The organism is Pseudomonas sp. A214 (assembly GCF_900156295.1).
GTDB lineage: Bacteria > Pseudomonadota > Gammaproteobacteria > Pseudomonadales > Pseudomonadaceae > Aquipseudomonas > Aquipseudomonas rhizophila.
This window is the reverse complement of record NZ_LT707062.1, coordinates 4349546-4366462: the sequence shown is the minus strand read 5'-3', so window position 1 is coordinate 4366462 and position 16917 is coordinate 4349546. Positions and strand designations below refer to the sequence as shown.

Annotated in this window: 16 protein-coding genes; 11 read left to right on the top strand and 5 right to left on the bottom strand. The window is 62.7% G+C overall.

Annotated features, from left to right (window positions below; all coding sequences use genetic code 11):
• Positions 1–12: 12 nt before the first annotated feature.
• The 8 genes from BW979_RS19485 to BW979_RS19450 all read left to right on the top strand — a co-directional run bounded on the left by BW979_RS19485 (position 13) and on the right by BW979_RS19450 (position 8043).
• Entirely contained in the window at positions 13–1848 is a 1836-nt protein-coding gene (locus BW979_RS19485) for a DUF2341 domain-containing protein (protein ID WP_076385222.1), read from the top strand.
• A gap of 11 nt (positions 1849–1859) precedes the next feature.
• The gene (locus BW979_RS19480; protein WP_047228946.1) at positions 1860–2285 is read left to right on the top strand and encodes an ExbD/TolR family protein; all 426 of its coding nucleotides are present in this window, start codon (positions 1860–1862) and stop codon (positions 2283–2285) included.
• A 2-nt stretch (positions 2286–2287) separates the two neighbouring features.
• Positions 2288–2992 carry an energy transducer TonB family protein gene (locus tag BW979_RS19475; protein ID WP_076385220.1) on the top strand — a complete coding sequence of 235 codons (705 nt, stop codon included), beginning with the start codon at positions 2288–2290 and terminating at the stop codon, positions 2990–2992.
• 39 nt (positions 2993–3031) lie between these two features.
• Positions 3032–4723, top strand: coding sequence for a putative porin (locus BW979_RS19470; RefSeq protein ID WP_076385218.1), 1692 nt, complete (start codon positions 3032–3034; stop codon positions 4721–4723).
• 15 nt (positions 4724–4738) lie between these two features.
• Entirely contained in the window at positions 4739–5386 is a 648-nt protein-coding gene (locus BW979_RS19465; RefSeq protein WP_047228949.1) for a hypothetical protein, read from the top strand.
• Between the two features lie 21 nt (positions 5387–5407).
• On the top strand, positions 5408–5887 hold the full coding sequence (locus BW979_RS19460; protein WP_076385216.1) for a YbjN domain-containing protein: 480 nt from the start codon (positions 5408–5410) through the stop codon (positions 5885–5887).
• The gene (locus BW979_RS19455; protein WP_076385214.1) at positions 5884–6828 is read left to right on the top strand and encodes a peptidylprolyl isomerase; all 945 of its coding nucleotides are present in this window, start codon (positions 5884–5886) and stop codon (positions 6826–6828) included. Before BW979_RS19460 ends, BW979_RS19455 begins: the two co-directional genes overlap by 4 nt.
• 216 nt (positions 6829–7044) lie before the next feature.
• Entirely contained in the window at positions 7045–8043 is a 999-nt protein-coding gene (locus BW979_RS19450; protein ID WP_047228952.1) for a LysR family transcriptional regulator, read from the top strand.
• Here the strand turns inward: BW979_RS19450 and BW979_RS19445 are convergent.
• Positions 8038–10611 (bottom strand): bifunctional diguanylate cyclase/phosphodiesterase, encoded by a 2574-nt coding sequence (locus BW979_RS19445; protein ID WP_047228953.1) that lies wholly within the window; start codon positions 10609–10611, stop codon positions 8038–8040. The two genes, BW979_RS19450 and BW979_RS19445, sit on opposite strands and share 6 nt — an antisense overlap.
• Positions 10612–11014: 403 nt before the next feature.
• Here BW979_RS19445 and BW979_RS19440 point away from each other — a divergent pair, with 403 nt between their 5' ends.
• From BW979_RS19440 to BW979_RS19430, 3 genes are all read left to right on the top strand, one after another.
• Positions 11015–11401, top strand: coding sequence for an EF-hand domain-containing protein (locus BW979_RS19440; RefSeq protein WP_047228954.1), 387 nt, complete (start codon positions 11015–11017; stop codon positions 11399–11401).
• Positions 11402–11563: 162 nt separating this feature from the next.
• A complete protein-coding gene (locus tag BW979_RS19435) occupies positions 11564–12451 on the top strand; it encodes an HvfB family MNIO-type RiPP peptide maturase (protein WP_076385212.1) in 888 nt (295 codons plus the stop codon).
• Complete coding sequence (locus BW979_RS19430) at positions 12444–13205, top strand: HvfC family RiPP maturation protein (protein WP_083714441.1); 762 nt, start codon at positions 12444–12446, stop codon at positions 13203–13205. The genes BW979_RS19435 and BW979_RS19430 overlap by 8 nt, the downstream gene beginning before the upstream one ends.
• 123 nt (positions 13206–13328) lie before the next feature.
• Here BW979_RS19430 and BW979_RS19425 read toward each other — a convergent pair whose 3' ends face one another.
• From BW979_RS19425 to BW979_RS19410, 4 genes are all read right to left on the bottom strand, one after another.
• Complete coding sequence (locus BW979_RS19425) at positions 13329–13823, bottom strand: HvfX family Cu-binding RiPP maturation protein (protein ID WP_047228956.1); 495 nt, start codon at positions 13821–13823, stop codon at positions 13329–13331.
• A gap of 18 nt (positions 13824–13841) precedes the next feature.
• Entirely contained in the window at positions 13842–14507 is a 666-nt protein-coding gene (locus tag BW979_RS19420) for a ferric reductase-like transmembrane domain-containing protein (RefSeq protein ID WP_076385210.1), read from the bottom strand.
• A gap of 284 nt (positions 14508–14791) precedes the next feature.
• Positions 14792–16102: an ATP-binding protein gene (locus BW979_RS19415; protein ID WP_076385208.1), complete on the bottom strand. Its 1311-nt coding sequence runs from the start codon at positions 16100–16102 to the stop codon at positions 14792–14794.
• Positions 16099–16839, bottom strand: coding sequence for a response regulator (locus BW979_RS19410; RefSeq protein ID WP_003202589.1), 741 nt, complete (start codon positions 16837–16839; stop codon positions 16099–16101). Before BW979_RS19410 ends, BW979_RS19415 begins: the two co-directional genes overlap by 4 nt.
• Positions 16840–16917: the final 78 nt, after the last annotated feature.

The window sequence follows — 16917 nt, the reverse complement described above, 5'->3', positions numbered from 1 at the left end:
GGAGTCATGTCCATGCAACGCTTATTGTTATCCCTGTTTATCTGCCTGGGGTTGGTGCTTCCAGCCACGGCCAACGCTTGGTGGCAGGACGACTGGCACTACCGCAAACAGATTTCCGTGGACACCACGCCCCAAGGCGCGGCGATCAGCCAGGCCCTGGGCCGCACCGCATTGCTGGTACGCCTGCACACCGGCAACTTCACCTTCGACGGTGTCAAGGATGATGGCTCGGACCTGCGTTTTGTCAGTGCCGATGACAAGACCGTGCTCAATCACCAGATCGAAAGCTTCGACCCGTTGATGGGGATGGCCTTGATCTGGGTCGATGTACCGAACGTGGAGGGTGGCCAGCGTCAGGATCTGTGGATGTACTACGGCAACCAGAAGGCGCCGGCCACCGGCAGCGGCCAATTGACCTTCGACCCGGATTACACCGCTCTTTACCACTTCGATGGCACCACCGGTGTACCGCCCCGGGATGCCACGGCGTATGGCAACAATGCCCAGGGTGCCGCTGGAACCAGCATCGATGGCGTGATCGGTCGCGCCTTGCAATTCAACGGTCAGCCGCTGCTGTTGCCGGCCAGCCCTTCATTGCAGCACAGCACCGGCGCGGCGTTCACATTCAGCGCCTGGCTGCGCCAGGATCAGGCCAGCGGTGAGCAAGTGATCCTGGCCCGCCGTGAGGCCGCCGCCAGCCTGTTGGTGGGGGTGAACCAGGGTGTGCCATTCCTGGACATTGACGGTCAGCGTGCCGTCTCGACTCAACCGTTGAACCCCGGCCAATGGCAACACCTGGCGTTGACCGCCTCGGGCGACCGGGTCGTGCTGTACGTCAACGGTCGTGAAACCGCGAGCCTGGCGGTGGCGATGCCGGCGTTCAATTCGCCGATGGCCCTGGGGGCCGATCTTTCTACGGGGCTTGCCTCCGACCCTTCAACTGATCTTCCCACCGGGGCTTTTGTGCCGTTCAGCGGGGCCATGGACGAGGTGCGGCTGTCCAAGGTCGCCCGTGCGGCGCCGCTGCTGTTGGCTGATGCCAATGCCCAGGGCGCTGAATCGAAACTGGTGGCCTATGGTGTCGATGAAGAGCAGTCCGGTTTCGGTTTCGGCAGCCTGGGTTTCCTGCTCAACGCTGTGCCGCTGGACGCCTGGGTGATCATCGCGGTGCTGGTGCTGATGATGTTCCAGTCGTGGGTCATCATGATCCGCAAGAACCGCATGGTCAGCCGCCTCAGTGCCGCCAACGAAGCCTTCCGTGAGCAGTTCGCCACGATCGGCACGCGCCTGGAAATGTTCGCCGACGATCAGGACCTCGCCCAGCGCCTGCAACATTCGTCCCTGTGGCGGTTGTACCTGGTGGCGGTCAAGGAGATCCGCACCCGTCGCGAGCAGGGCGCCGATACCTCGTCGGTGTCGGCCGCCACCATCGAAGCGATCCGCTGCTCCATGGACGGTGTGCGCACCCGGGAAAACCAGCAACTGAGCTCGAAACTCTCGACCTTGTCCAACGCCATCGCCGGCGGGCCGTACATCGGCCTGCTCGGCACGGTGCTGGGGATCATGGTGGTGTTCCTCGGCACGGCCATGGCCGGTGACGTGAACATCAACGCCATTGCCCCGGGCATGGCCGCAGCCTTGCTCGCCACTGCCATGGGCTTGTTCGTCGCGATCCCTGCGCTGTTTGGCTACAACCGGCTGATCACCCGCAACAAGGAAGTCAGCGCCGACATGCGGGTGTTCGTCGACGAGTTCATCACGCGCCTGGCGGAGATGCACGGCGAAGGTCAGTCCGGTGAAGCGGCGCATCGCCGTGACCATCACGTTCAATCGCCCGTACCGGCCTGAGGAGCGCAGTCATGGCTAGCGTAAACGCTTCACACGATGACGACGATGACGCCGCAGTGGACAGCATCAACATCACGCCGTTGGTGGACGTGCTCATGGTGGTGTTGGTGATGTTCATCCTCACCGCTACGGCGCAGGTGTCGGGTATTCAGATCAACCTGCCCAAGGCCAGCGCCTCGGTGTCGCTGTCCGAAGCCAAGACCAAGGCCATTTCGGTGAATGACGGCGGGCAGGTGTTCCTTGATGCCTACCCGGTGACTCTGGGCGAGCTGGAGGAGCGTCTGCGTATCGAAAAAGCCCAGAGCCCGGATTTTCCGGTGATCGTGCGCGGCGACGCCACGGTGCAGTACCAGAAAGTCATCGAAGTGCTGGATCTGTTGCGGCGCCTGGAACTGTCACAGGTCGGTCTCGTGACCGGCAAACCGAGCCAGGGCTGACCATGACCGCCAAACTTCCCATCAACCCGCCCCCGGTGAAGAACGCGCCGCTGCGCCTGCTCAAGTGGGCCGCCGCCCTGGTGCTGGGTGGCGTGGCGGCCTGGTTGCTGTGGCAATGGGCCAACGACATGAGTGGCGTGCGCCGTGAAGCGCCGAAGGTGCCAACCATTATTCCGCTGCCGCCGCCGCCCCCGCCGCCGCCGGAAAAACCCAAGGAACCGGAGCCCCAGGTCGAGGAGAAAGTGGTCGAGCCAGAACCGACCCCGGAACCCGAGGAGATCAAGCCCGAAGAAGAAGCGCCGCCGTCACCGGTGGATGACCTGGAGAACCCCATGCAAATGGACGGTGATGCCCAGGCCGGCAACGACGCGTTCAACATCGGTGCGGGCAAGGGCGGTGGCATGGCCGGGGCTGGAGGTGGACGGCTGGGTAACGGCACCTACAGCCAGTTCCTGGCGTTCACCTTCCAGCGCCTGCTTCGGGAAAACCCCGAGCTGCGCAGCCTGGCCTTCTCACTGCAGGCCGACGTCTGGCTGAGCGCCGTGGGCGAGATCACCCGGGTCGAGCTGGTCAAGTCCAGCGGCAACGGGCAAGTGGATGAACAAGTCATCACCGCCTTGCGCACCGCTCCCCCTCTGAGTGAACGGCCACCGGCCTCCCTGACTTTGCCCGTGCGCCTGTCCTTGCAGGGACGGCGTCCGGGTTAACCGAATATTTGAAAGTTTGCCAACAGGAGTTGTGTGCAGATGATTTCCAATGTGAATCGATTGTCTTGGGCAATCGGCCTGGTTGTATTGAGCCTGGCCGGGCACGCGGCGGCCGCCCCGGCGCCGTCGGAAAACGCCACGATCAATCTGATCCGCCTGCTGGTACAGCAGGGCGTGTTGAAGCAGGACCAGGCCGATGGCTTGATCGCCCAGGCCGAACGGGAAGCCGTGCAGGCCCGCCAGGCGGCCACGGCGGTTGCCGCAGCGCCGACCGGTGCACCGGGGGATGTGCGGGTGCAATACGTGCCAAACATCGTGCGCGAGCAGATCCGCGATCAGGTCAAGGCTGAAGTCATGGCCACCGCCAAGCAGGAAAACTGGGCCCAGCCCAACACCTTTCCGGATTGGGTCTCGCGGATCAGTTTTGATGGCGACATTCGCCTGCGCGATGAGTCGCGCTACTACTCGGGTACCAACAGCAACGAAATCGTCGACTTCGCCCGGCTCAATGACCGAGGACCGTACGACGTCAACCCTAACAGCAGCTCCAGTCTGCCGCCGTTGCTCAATACGCGCGAAGACCGGGAAAACCTGTTCCGCCTGCGCGCACGTCTGGGCATGAAGGCTGTGATCGCTCCGCAATGGACCGCCGGCATTCGCATCGGCACCGGCTCGGACAACAACCCGGTGTCCACCACCCAGACCCTGGGCGGCGGTTTCGGCAAGAAGGACATCTGGCTCGACCAGGGTTACCTGACCTGGAAACCCTCGGACGACTTGACCCTGACCGGCGGGCGAATCGCCAATCCGTTTTACTCCACCGACCTGTTGTATTCCGGTGACCTGAATTTTGATGGGGTGGCGGCGATTTTCAACCGCAAGCTCAATCAGGACTGGGGCCTGTTCGGCACCGTCGGTGCGTTCCCGGTGGAGTACACCAACGACACCAGCACCAGCAACGGTTCCGACAAAGAGGAGAGCGACAACAAGTGGTTGTACGGGGCGCAGCTGGGGGCCAATTGGGCGATCAACGACAGCAACCGCGTCAAGGGCGCGCTGGCCTATTACCGCTTCGACGATATCGAAGGCCAGCGCTCCTCGCCGTGCGAGCCGTGGGCCGGTGACCCGGGTTGCGACAGCGATGGTTCGCGCGTGGCGTTCATGCAGAAGGGCAACACGGTGTTCCTGCTACGGGACATCACGCCCAATCCTCTCAACCCGTCCACCACGCCACAGCCGCAGTATGTCGGTCTGGCCTCGGAGTTCAACCTGCTGGACCTGAATCTGCAGTGGGACACCGATCTGCCGCAAGACCTGAAACTGCGCAGCCAGGCCAACTACGTGCATAACCTGGGCTACGACGAAGGCGAGATGCGCAAGCGCTCCGAAGGGCAGTTCGCCAACAACCTGGACGAAAACGGTGAGGTGGAAAGCGGCGCCAACGCCTGGATGCTCCAGTTCACCTTGGGCAACTCACTGGAACTCAAGCGCCAGGGCGACTGGAACCTGTTCGCCGGCTACAAGTACATCCAGCCGGATGCCTTGCCGGACGGTTTCAACGATTCGTCGTTTCACCTGGGTGGCACCAATGCCAAAGGTTACTTCCTGGGCGGCAACTACGGTCTGGCGAGCAACGTCTTCGCCACCGGTCGCTGGCTGAGTTCCGAAGCGGTGTACGGCGCGCCGTATGACATCGATGTCTTGCAGCTTGAAATCAACACGCGCTTCTAAGCGCAGGGAGGCCTCATGAAAAGGCGAGCCATGAACCATTGTCCGGTAGCGTTGCTGGTGCTGGGCCTGCTGTTAAGCGGCACGGCCCACGGCGAAGGAATGGAAGAACGCCTGCGGGCGCAATTGCGCAGCACCACCGCGCAGTTGCAAACCTTGCAGAGTGAACAGGCCCAGGCCAGCGCCGCCCGGCAGGCGGCGCAAGACCAGGCCCGGCAAGCCCAGGAGCAGATCAAGCAATTGACCGCGCAGTTGAGCAAGGCCCAGGCCCTGAACGAGCAATTGGCCGGGCACGAGCAGAGCCTGCGCAGCCAGGCCCAGGCCCAGGTGGCGGCCAGCAATGACCAGATCGGCAAGTTCAAGAAAGCCTATGACGAGTTGCTGGTCCTGGCCCGTGGCAAGGAAGCCGAACGTGCTCGTCTGGAAGCTCAACTGAGTGAGCGTGACACACAAGTGCAGCAATGTTCGGTCAAGAATCAGCAGATGTACGAAGTCGCCAAGACGCTGCTCCACGCCTACGAAACCATTGACGTCACCGACGTCATGAAAATCCGCCAGCCCTTCGCCGCCAAGACCCGGGTGCGTTTCGAAGAGCTGGCCCAGGGCTTTGGCGATGACCTCTACAAGAACCGTTTCGATGCGCCCCAGGCCTCGATCACCCATTGATAGCGCAAGGAAGAGTCGACCATGACTTCATTGATTGAACACGTCAGCCCAACGTCCCTGACCGAGCTGTTGCAAGCCGCCGGGTACCGGGTCAACGAAACGGAACAGAACGGCATCGTGCAACTGCTTAGCGCCAGCCAGGGCATCGGTTATGCGGTGCGCTTCGGCAACCTGTCGGCCGCGCCTGATCAGTATCTGGACTTCACCTTCAGTTGCGCCTTGCGGGTACAGGGTGAGTTGCCGGCCGGTCTGGCCGAGCTATGGAACGCTTCGCGGCGTTTTGCAAGGTTGTCGGTGCAGGGCGAGTTCCTGGTGATGGAAATGGATGTCGTGGTCGCCGCAGGTGTCAGCGCAGATCACTTGCGCAGCAACCTGGAATTGTGGGATCGCCTGTTGCAGGAATTCATCGTTTATCTGCGCGAGTACAGCCAGAACGCGGCACGGATGCAGCCCCAGGTTGAACCCGCCGAGCCGCCGTTGGAGGAGGCCACCGCATCGTGAAAAAACCGACCTTTGTTATCAGCGCCGCCGCGTTGGGCCTGGTCGCCGTGGCTGTTGTGCTCGGCCTGAGGCCAGGCAGCGATCCAGTAGCGGCTGTGCAGACCGTCAGCGTTGCCTCGGCCGATTCGCCGAGCCTGGCCCGCTTGGGCAACCAGCAAGTCAGCCCGCAAGAGCTCAAAGTGTTGCTGTCGGCGCTGGCGCCGGAAGTTCGTCAGCAGATGCTCGGTAACCGAGCGGTCCTGGAGGGTTGGATCCGTACGCGGCTGGCGGAAAAAGCCGTGCTGGAACAGGCCGATGCCCAGGGCTGGCGTCAGCGCCCGGAGGTGGAACGCCAGACCCGGGCGGCGGCCGAGCAGATCGTGTTTCGTGATTACTTGCAGTCGGTTAGTCAGGTGCCGGCCGAGTATCCCAGTGAGGAGGAATTGCAGCAGGCTTACGAGGCAGGGAAAGCCAACTGGGCAGTGCCGGCGCTGTACCGGGTCAGTCAGATATTCCTGGCCGCCACCGAGCCGCAAACAATGGAGGCGACGCGCCGCAGAGCCGTCGAGTTGAGCCAGAAAGCCCAGGCGTCGCCCGCAGAGTTCGCCGCCCTGGCGACCCGGTTTTCCCAGGATCGCACCAGTGCCGAGCGCGGTGGCGACAGTGGCCTGCAACCGTTGCAGCAACTGGTGCCGCCAGTGCGTGAGGCTGTGGCTCGTTTGAAACTCGGTGCCGTATCGGACCCGGTGCAGAGCGCGGCGGGCTTCCATGTGATCAAACTCACTGAACAACAGCCGCCCCGGGAAGCAACCCTGGAGGAAGTACGCGAGCGCCTGACCCAGGCCTTGCGTGCCCAGCGCCAGGAACAGATTGCCAAGGCTTACCTGGACGGCATGCTTGACACCGCGACCCTGAGCATTGATGGCGCGCAGTTGAGCAAGGTGCTGGAGGAGGCTCGCTAGCCAAGCCCGCACCAAGCTTTTGTGGCGAGGGAGCTTGCTCCCGCTGGGCTGCGAAGCGGCCCCAAAAAGCTATATCCAGATTCCCGCTGGAGGACCGCGGCAACCTCATCGGGGCTGCTGCGCAGCCCAGCGGGAGCAAGCTCCCTCGCCACGGGAATTATGCTTGGCTGGAATGTGCATCAACGCTTATCCCGTACAACCGACAGGGAGTCACCTATGTCATTCATCGAGCCCGCAGGACGCCAGGCTGTCACCGAGTATCGCTCACCGTCGCGCATCGCTGAGCCCTGGCTGGTCCAGGCATCCGGCATTTCGCCTCAGGTGGCGCAGTGTTTTTTGGTCAGTGCTCGTTGCGGCTGTTTCATGCAGGCGGCTCGCAGCCTGAACGTCAAAGCGACCTGGCTGCGCAAGCAGTTGGCGCAGCTGGAGGCGACGCTGCAACGCTCGTTGTTCAGTTTCCAGGGCAGCGCCTTGACCCTCAGTCGCGAGGGCCGGCAGCTACAGGCGCGATTGATTGCACAGGTCCACGAAAGCTCAGTGCCGCACAATGATCAACCACGGGTCCGCCTGGCCGTGGCCGAGTCGATTCTGCACGACATCCTGGGCCGTGACCTGATCTCTTTGCTGCGGCGCAACGCCAGTGTGCGGTTGCAGATTATCACCCTGGACAGTGAGCTGGCGCTGCAAGCCATCAGTGCCGACCTGGTGCTGTGGTTGAGTGATTCGCACGCCTTGGGACCGGGGCCGAGTTTCCCCACACAATCACCCGAACGACTGGCACGGCTGGACTATGTGCCACACATCGCCAAGCGCTACTCACGCCCGGCTACCCGCCCCGAGTGCCTGGACGACCTGAGCGACTACATGCTTGTGCAATGGCAGCCAGACGGTCAGGTGGACAGCTTCGCGCCGTGGAACGCTCTGATGGAGCAACGCCGCGCGGGCGTGGTGCAGGTGCAATCCTACGCGTTGATGCTGGAAATGATTCGTTGCAGCGCCTGCATCGGTCTGTTGCCTCAGTACATGAGTGGCTTGGACCGTGGCCTGATCGCGTTGCCGAGGGTATTCGAGCACCCGATGCAGCGTCAGTTATGGATGGCCGTGGGCAGTCACGCCCTGGACATGCCGCAAGTGCAGATGCTTGTCGAATTGATTCGGCACACGCTGGATGAGCGCAAAGAGTGGTTTCAAGTCATCCAGAACGATGCCCTATAACCACCGGGGTGTTGTAAAGAACGAGGCCATTTCCGAGCGGGCCAGGGCCGAGCCGAAGTAGGGGCCTTGTACGTGGTCGCAGGCCACGCTGCGCAATTGGCTGAATTGCCGGGCGTTTTCGATGCCTTCGGCGGTGACCATGAGACCCACGCTGCGGCTGAGTCGGATCATCGCCAGCACGCCTTCGCGATCGTGTTCCAGGCCCAGCTGTGACAGGATGTTGCGATCAAAGCGTATGCCATCGAACGGTTGGTTCAGTACCTCGCGAAGGGAGGCGATGCTGGTGCCGAACTTGTCGATATTGATGCGCACGCCCAGGTCCTTGAGCGCATGAAGGGTACTGGCGACCGCTTTGTGGTCGATCAGCAGAACCCCTTCGGCCACTTCCAGGGTCAGGCGCTGGGGGACCAGGCCACTTGTCTCAAGGGCCGTTCGCACCTGATTGAGCAAGAAGCTGCTGCTGAACCACTTGGGCGAAACCGCGACGGAAACGTTGACAGCGGTGGGCCAGGTCACTGCTTCTTCGCAGACGTTGATCAACATCCAGGTCCCCAGCTCTTCCAGTTGGCCAGACGCTTCGGCGATCGGGATGAAGTCCGCTCCACCCAGTTCACCTTTCTCGGGATGGTGCCAGAAAGTCTGGGCCTCGAAGCCGTGCAGTTGTTCGGCACACACATCGAAGCGAGGCAAGTAACGCAGCTCCAGTTGTTCGCGTTGCATGGCGTCGCGCAGTTGCTGCTCATAGCGCCGACGGTCGCGGGCCATGTTGCCCATGGCCTCCTCATAGACCCGCCAGGTGTTGCGGCCCGCCGCCTTGGCTGCATACAAAGCGATGTCCGCGTGACGCAACAATTCAGTGGCGCGCTCGTCACCGGGTTGCGACCAGGCCACACCGATGCTCACGCCCAGGTACAAGGTGTTGCCGTCCAGGTGCATGGGGCGCTGCATGCAATCGATCAGGCGCTCACAGAGTTGTTCCAGGTCCCGGGGACTGCCGGGATCGGGCATGACGATGACAAACTCATCACCGCCCAGACGGGCCACCAGGTCGGAACTGCGCACGTTCTGCTGAAGGATATGGGCCACTTCCCGCAGCACTTTGTCGCCTACGGCATGCCCCAGGGAATCGTTGACCGGCTTGAACCGGTCCATGTCCAGGTTCAGCACCGCCAGCGGTGCCCCGTCGGCCGGGTCCAGGTGTTCGCTGAGGCAATCGAACAAGCGGTTTCGATTGGCCAGCCCGGTCAGCGGGTCGTGCAGCGAGAGGTGCTTGATCTGGGCCAGCGCCCGCAGCTCCTCGGTAATGTCGGTGGCGGTGCCCCGAAAGCCCAAGGTGCCGGCTTCGATGGCGCGGACCGAAAGTTTGCACGTGCGGATACGCTGATTGCGCGCGGTGTACTCGCATAACAACGGTGCCGACGAATCGCTGTTGGCCCCGCCGAGCAGCCATTGGGCAATCGAAATCGAGCCACCGTGGGGATGGAGCAACCGATGCAGGGGCTTGCCCAGCCATTGTGTGGGGTTGAAGCCGGTCACTTGTTCAAAACGTTCCGACAGGTAGGTCAGCGTCCCGGTCGAATCCACTTCCCATAACCAGTCGGAGGACACTTCGGCAATATCCCGAAAACGTTCTTCGCTACGTTCCAGTGCCTTGCGGTGGGCCAACAGGCTGGCGTATTGACGTTCCTGGGCGCGAAGCATGACCAGGGCATGGCGCAGCACCGCCAGCGCGAGGATGGCCAACACCAGCAGCGCCAGGACCAGCAAGGGCAGCAGGGCCTTGCGCAGGTCGTTGCCGGGGGTCTCCGGACGCCACGCCAAAGCCTCGCCGGTCTGGCCGTCAAGGGATATCCGGGCCGTGCCCATCTGCTCCGGCGCATGGGTGATGTGGGCATCTGGCAGGGCAAAGTCTCGCGCCAGGTTTTGCAAAGAGGCGGCATCAAGGACTTTCACGAACAGCAGCAAACTGGGCGGCCCCGGGATTTCGGGCACGCTGTCGTCGGTGCCGACGGTGATGGCCGAGGCGGCGACGAACGCAGGTGCGCCGTCGTGATGCAGCAGCTCGACGATGACTTCATCGCGGTTCTGCGGGTCGCTGGCTTTCTTCGCCAGCCCTTGCAGGTCACCGGCCAGCCACGTGTCGGCGTCGACCTCACTCATATCGCCATTGATCACCGAATAGACGGTTTTGCCGGTCGGGGAAATGACAAACACCGCCTGGTAGCCGTAGAGCCCGAAAACGCTGCTGCCGACGTTTTCCTGGTCATAGGCCCAGTCTTTGTCCATTTCGACATGCAGATGCCGGTAGGCGTCGCTCCACTTGGAATAGTCACTCAGGTCCCGCCCGATGCCGGCGCGGATACCGTCGATGGCGCGCTGGGCGAAAAACAGGCTCTGTTCACGGGCGCGCCTATCCTGGGCCCCGGTAATGCTGAGCAACAATGCGATAGCCAGTGCTGACATGACGAACAGCAAAAGCATGATGGCCGGGAAGGTGCGACGGGTGAAGCTCTGGCTGGGCAGGCCTGGGGGCGAAACGGTGGAGTCGTTGCCAGCATCTTCAGTCATAAACAAGCCATCAGCTAAACGCGAAATATCCCGCACGTCCCTGTATCGGCTGTCGGCTCAATTAACTTAACCGTTCCGACAGTTGACACGGCGCAGAGGCGCTTGGCTATTGGCCTTCAGGCAAAACGGTCGTCGCAGAGGCCTGGCTCATTCCTTGTCCTGGCGATTCCCCGGCAGCTGTTTGGCGATCTGCACAACGATGCCGCGCTCGTTCGGATCGACCGGCCACGCGCGCATGGGCGTGTATCCCAGTGTGTAGCAGGGCGGCCTGGATACATTTGCTTGTTTTCACCTCGGCTGGCGACACAGCCCGGATACACATCGACGGTTAACTACGCCTGCCAGCCGACACCGATCCCCGGTGCCGGTGACTGGCGTATCTGAACTTTCGAGGAACACCCCCATGCTCAACTTCTCCAGCAGTTCGTCTCTTGCACTCGGTCTGGCCCTGGTCGGCGGCCTTGGCCTTTCCACCGCAGCCTCGGCCCTGACCATGAACGATCTGGCCCAGGGCTACACCCTGGCGGCGGCCGATACGGTGAAGAAACCCGCTGAGGGCAAGTGCGGCGAAGATAAATTCGCCAAGACCGATACCAACCACGACGGCAAGGTTTCACGCGAGGAGTTCATTGCGGCGGCGCCGGAGCGCGCGGCTGAATACGACAAGATCGACGCCAACCATGATGGCGGCATCTCGTTGCCTGAGGCCGAGAAATACCTGGCGGGCCAGGCCAAGAGCGCCGAAGGCAAATGCGGCGAGGGCAAGTGCGGGGCGGCTATCGAGTCCTGACTTTCACCGGTGGGAAGCCTGACGGGGCAGGCGCCAGTGATGCCCTGTCGAGCGAACAACTGTGGCCAGGGAGCCGCTCCCTGGCCACAGGGTTTGGTTTTTACAGACTGATTGGCAATCGCCCTTCATGGCTTCCCATCTCTTACCCCAAGGAGATGTGCCATGCCTCAACATTCAGGCCTGAAAGGCCCCGCCGTACAGGTCACCCCCTCAATTACCAAACCCTCAGTAGGCCTGGGTCTGCGCCGCGCCTTGCTCGATGAACTGCGCGAGGCGCCCGCTGGGGATTTCGACTTTCTCGAAGTGGCCCCGGAGAACTGGATCGGCATTGGCGGCGCTCACGGCGCCGCTTTGCATGGGCTGGCCGAACGCTATCCGTTGTCGTGTCATGGCCTGTCGCTGTCTTTGGGCGGACCGGCGCCGCTGGACCTGGCGTTTCTGGCGCAGGTGCGCGACTTCCTGGAGCGCTTCAATGTACCGATGTACAGCGAGCACCTGAGTTACTGCGGCGATGAAGGGCACTTGTATGACTTGCTGCCGTTGCCCTTTACCGAGGAAGCGGTGCATCACGTAGCGGCACGGATTCGGCAGGCCCAGGACGTACTGGGGCGCCGCCTGGCCGTGGAGAACGTTTCCTATTACGCCGCCCCGCAGCAAGACATGACGGAGCTGGAGTTCACCCGCGCGGTATTGCACGAAGCCGATTGCGACCTGCTGCTGGACGTCAACAATGTTTATGTCAACTCGGTCAATCACGGCTTCGATCCCCAGGCATTCCTGACTGGCCTTGCGCCTGAGCGGGTGGTGGGCATGCACGTGGCCGGGCACTACGACGAGTCCGATACCTTGAAAATCGACAGTCATGGCGCGCCGGTCAAACCGCTGGTCTGGGCCTTGCTGGCCCAGGCCTACGCGCGTTTCGGCGTCCAGCCGACCTTGCTCGAGCGGGACTTCAATTTCCCGCCCTACGCCGTGCTGGCCGCCGAGCTGCAGACTATTCGCCGATTGCAGGATCAGGCCGAGCCGGGGCAGGCGGTGGCCCATGGCTGAAATCATGCAGACACTGCAGCAACAGCAACAGGCGTTGACCCGCTACCTGCGCGATCCTGATCACTGTCCGATTCCGCCGGGCATGGACGTGGCTCGGGCGCAGGTGTATCGGGACCTGATTTTCGAAAACATGCGTGCGTTGCTCAGCGGCACATTCCCGGTACTGGTGAGCGTGCTGGGGCAGGAGGCGTGGCGGGCCTGCGTACGCCGTTTCTTGCGTGAGCATCGTTGCCTCGCCCCCCGGTTCGCAGACATTGCCAGGGAGTTCGTGGGCTATCTCGCGGCCCGGCAGTCGCCTGACGAGCCGGCGTTCATGGCCGAGCTGGCTCACTACGAGTGGGTCGAAATGGCGCTGCTGCAAGCGCAAGCCGAGTCGCTGCCGGCCAGTGACGAGGCAGCATTGCTCGATCAGCCTTTGCGTGTTTCACCTTTGGCCTGGCCGCTGGCGTACCTTTGGCCGGTGCATCGCTTGGCGCCGGGCTACCAACCCACGACGCCACCGCCGCAACCGACGCTGCTGCTGGTGCGGCGAACGCCTGGGTTTGCGGTGCGCTTTTCCGAACTCAGTCCGTTGGCCTGGCGGCTGTTGCAGCGTATCGAGCAGTTTCCCGGGTTGGCTGGGCGCGACCAGTTGTTTGCGCTGGCGCGGGAGGCGGGGGTGGATTCAAACGAATTCATGGATAACGCGGTGATGTTGTTGCGCCAGATGCACAGGGAAGGGGTGGTCGGGGTGCAGGCGCAATCCGGCGGTTAAGCGCAGAACCTCCTTGTGGGAGCGAGCCTGCTCGCGATAGCGGTATTCCAGCCAACTTCGATGTGACTGGTCCACCGCCATCGCGAGCAGGCTCGCTCCCACAGGGATATGTATCAGGCGATGTTATCGGCGGTATCCCCGAGTGAGCAGCGCATCGACACTCAACTTCCCGGCCCCCTGCAACAGCAGCGGCAACAACGCCACCAGATAGATCAACGGCAGTTTGAAGTTGCCGTGGCCTTTGTTGGTGATGGCGTACCCCTGGGCCAGTTCACTCAAGGTTGACCAATCCGCCGGCCAATGCACGGCGGCGGTGGCGACGACCGTGACGACCATCAACACCAGCGCCGAAAGGCGAGTGCCCAGGCCCATCAGCAGGGCGAGGGCGCAGAGCAGTTCGGCCCACATCGACAGTTCCCAGTTCCAACTGGCCGGCAAGTGGTTGAAGGGGAAGGGGAACGCGGCCTGGATTTGGGCAAACCAGTTGTCGCCCTGCCATTTCTCCCAACCGGATTCGAAAAACTCCCAGGCCAGGAACAGGCGCAGGCCCAATGGCCCGAGCCACGTTCCGGTCTGATCGAGTGTTGTGCGCAGGCCTTTCAAAACATCTGCAGACATGATCGATCTCCCAGGGGCTCAATTCGAGTGGTCAGTGGCAACCAGAGGGGCGGCTGCGCGGCCCGACGGCGATGAACTCCTTCGGCGCGCGTTGGCTTGGGCGAGCTTGCCCACCAGACGAATCGCGATGGCTGCGCAGGTCAGGCCGAAGGGCAGCACGTACCAGGCACTCATGGGAATGCGCTTGAAGTTGGAGTAGGCAAAGATCGCCACCAGCACCCACATGCCGCTGACGTGCAAGCGTTTCCAGGCTTTGCCGCCAATCAGACGCGCGGTGCTTTTGAAGGAGGTCAGGGCCAGCAGCAGGATGAATACGTATCCGACGGAGCCGGGGATATTGCCAACGGTGGTGCGACCCGGCCAGAACTCGGGGTTGAGCTGCCCATAGCTGTAGATCAGCACGGCGTGCACCAGATGGGAAAACGCGAAGGCCAAACCGATGAAACGTCGCTCGCGGACCAGGGACCGGCTCAGGGGCGATGGCACCAGCACGGCAAACGCCGAGGCGGTAAAGGCCAGCAGAAACAAGGCGAAGGATGAGCGGGCTGTGGCGCGGATGGCGCTGCGCACGCCCTCGGTCAGGTCCGGGTGGAGCGCCAGGGTCAGTGCGGTCATCAACAGCACCAGGGCGGCAAGCAGGCTGAACAGCGACCAGCCCTGGAAACGAAACGTGGAAGCAGGCATGAGAAGGCTCCTTGGGTGTGGGGCCCGGTCGTGAATAGCGACCGGGAACACAAGGGAGTTTTTCAAACGGGTGTAAGTGGGGTGTGTCTGGAATTCGGGCGTTTGCAAGCCTGTGTAACCGTGCCTGTGGCGGACACATTGGCATACAAAGCCCGAGTACATTAAAGCCTGGGGCTGACCTTTGTGGGAGCGAGCCTGCTCGCGATAGCAGTGGTGCAGCTTGCAGAGATGTTGGCTATACCGACGCCATCGCGAGCAGGCTCGCTCCCACAGGTGGATCGGGGTTAAATTTCCCGGCTGAGCCGCAACTCGGCACACAACCCGCCGCCGTCACGATTGCTCAAGGTCAGCGAACCGCCCATGGCGATCGCCAGTTGCTGGGCGATGGCCAGCCCTAACCCGGTACCACCGGTTTCCCGGTTGCGCGAGCTTTCCACCCGGTAGAACGGTTTGAGCACCTCGGCCAGCTCCTGCTCATTGATGCCGGGGCCACGGTCCAGCACTTGAATCGCCAGTTGTCCGCTGTCAGTGCGCTGCACCTGGATCTGCGCCGCGCCGCCGAACTTCAAGGCGTTGTCCACCAGGTTGACCAGCACCCGGCGCAGGGCATGGGGCCGGGTGTCGATGACCGCGGCGTTTTTCCCGGATAGCTGCACGTCCTGGCCGATGTCCTGATAGTCGAACACCAGGCTGTCGAGAAACGCATCCAGGTTGATGCGACAGCTGGCTTCGGTGGCGCCATGGATGCTGCGGGCATAGGCCACACCTTCGCGCACCAAGTGCTCCATTTCGCTCAGGTCGCTACACAGCTTGTCCTTTTCGATGCCGTCGTCCATGAACTCGGCGCGCAGCTTCATGCGCGTGATGGGGGTTTGCAAGTCATGGGAAATCGCCGCCAGCAACTGCATGCGCTCCTTGAGGTAGGCGGCGATACGGTCCTGCATGGCATTGAACGCCTTGGCGGCATGCACCACTTCGGTCGGGCCTTTTTCGTCGAGGCGGACGCTGTGGGCATTCGGGTCCAGGGTTTCCACCGCCTGGGCCAGTCGGGTCAGCGGGCCGACGGCGATGCGCACGGCCAGCCAGGTGCAGCCGATCAACAGCGCCAGTTGCCCCAGCAACACCACCGGGAGCCAGGGGGAGAGGGGCATCATCGCCGGGCGCACGTCGATGGTCAGCGGGCTGCCGTCGGCCAGGCGCAGGTGCGCCTGGTAATGCTGCTTCGGTCCGGGAATGTCGGTGAACGTCAGAGCGTAGGCTTGGCCGATGGCCTCCTGGATTGAAGTCACCGACACCGGGGCGTTGTCAGGAAGCATTCGCTGGCCTGGCTGACCTTCATCGAGCAGGTAGCCATAGTTGCGTCGGGCGAGTTTCGGCAGCCAGGCCTGGCGCTCGGCAGCCGGCAGGCGGTCGAGAATGGCGACCGAGGTCGAGACGTCGGTTTCCAGGTTGCCGAGCATGGTGGTCTTGGCACTCTGGTAGCGTTCGTAATACTGGGCGCCGAACGACAGGCCCTGGGCCAGGATCAGGCCGATCAGGAAGATCAGCGACAGGCGCGAGGCGAGGGTGCGCGGCCAGCGCAGCGGCAGGGTCATACCGACGCCTCAAGGATCTCCACCGGCAACGAGAACACATAGCCTTCGCTGCGCACGGTCTTGATGTAGGCCGGCTCCCGGGCATCATCCAGCAACCGTTGACGCAGGCGGCTGACCAGCAGATCGATGGAGCGATCGAACAGATCGGCGTCCCGGCCCTGAGTCAGGTTCAGCAACTGATCGCGATTGAGCACCCGCTGCGGGTGGTCGAGGAACACCCGCAACAGGCGATATTCGGCGCCGCTCAAGGCGACCATGGTGCCGTCAGTGTCCAGCAGGTGCCGTGCAGTGGTGTCCAGGCGCCAGCGGCCGAACGCCAGCAGGCGACCGCTTTCGGTGACCACCAGGTTGGGCGGCAGCATGCGGGTACGCCGTAGCACCGCGTTGATCCGCGCCAGCAACTCCCGGGCGGCGAAGGGTTTGACCAGGTAATCGTCGGCGCCCATTTCCAGGCCGATGATACGGTCGGTTTCATCGTTGCGGGCGGTGAGCATCAGCACCGGTGTGGCCTTGTGTTTGCCGGCGCGCAGCTCCCGGCACAGCACCAGGCCATCATCGCCCGGCATCATGATGTCCAGCACGATCAGGTCCACCGGGGTCGTTTCCAGAAAGGCACGCATCTGCCGGCCATCGGCAACCACGGTGGTACGCAGGCCGTTCTTTTTCAGGTAGTTGCCCACCAGCTCTCTGATTTCGCGATCGTCATCCACGATCAACACATGATCGACGTGATCCATGGTGTTCTGCCCCTTGGCGTTTCGTTGTGATCAGTCTACAGGCGCCGGCCAGCCCGGCTCGCGGCGGTTTGTATTGCA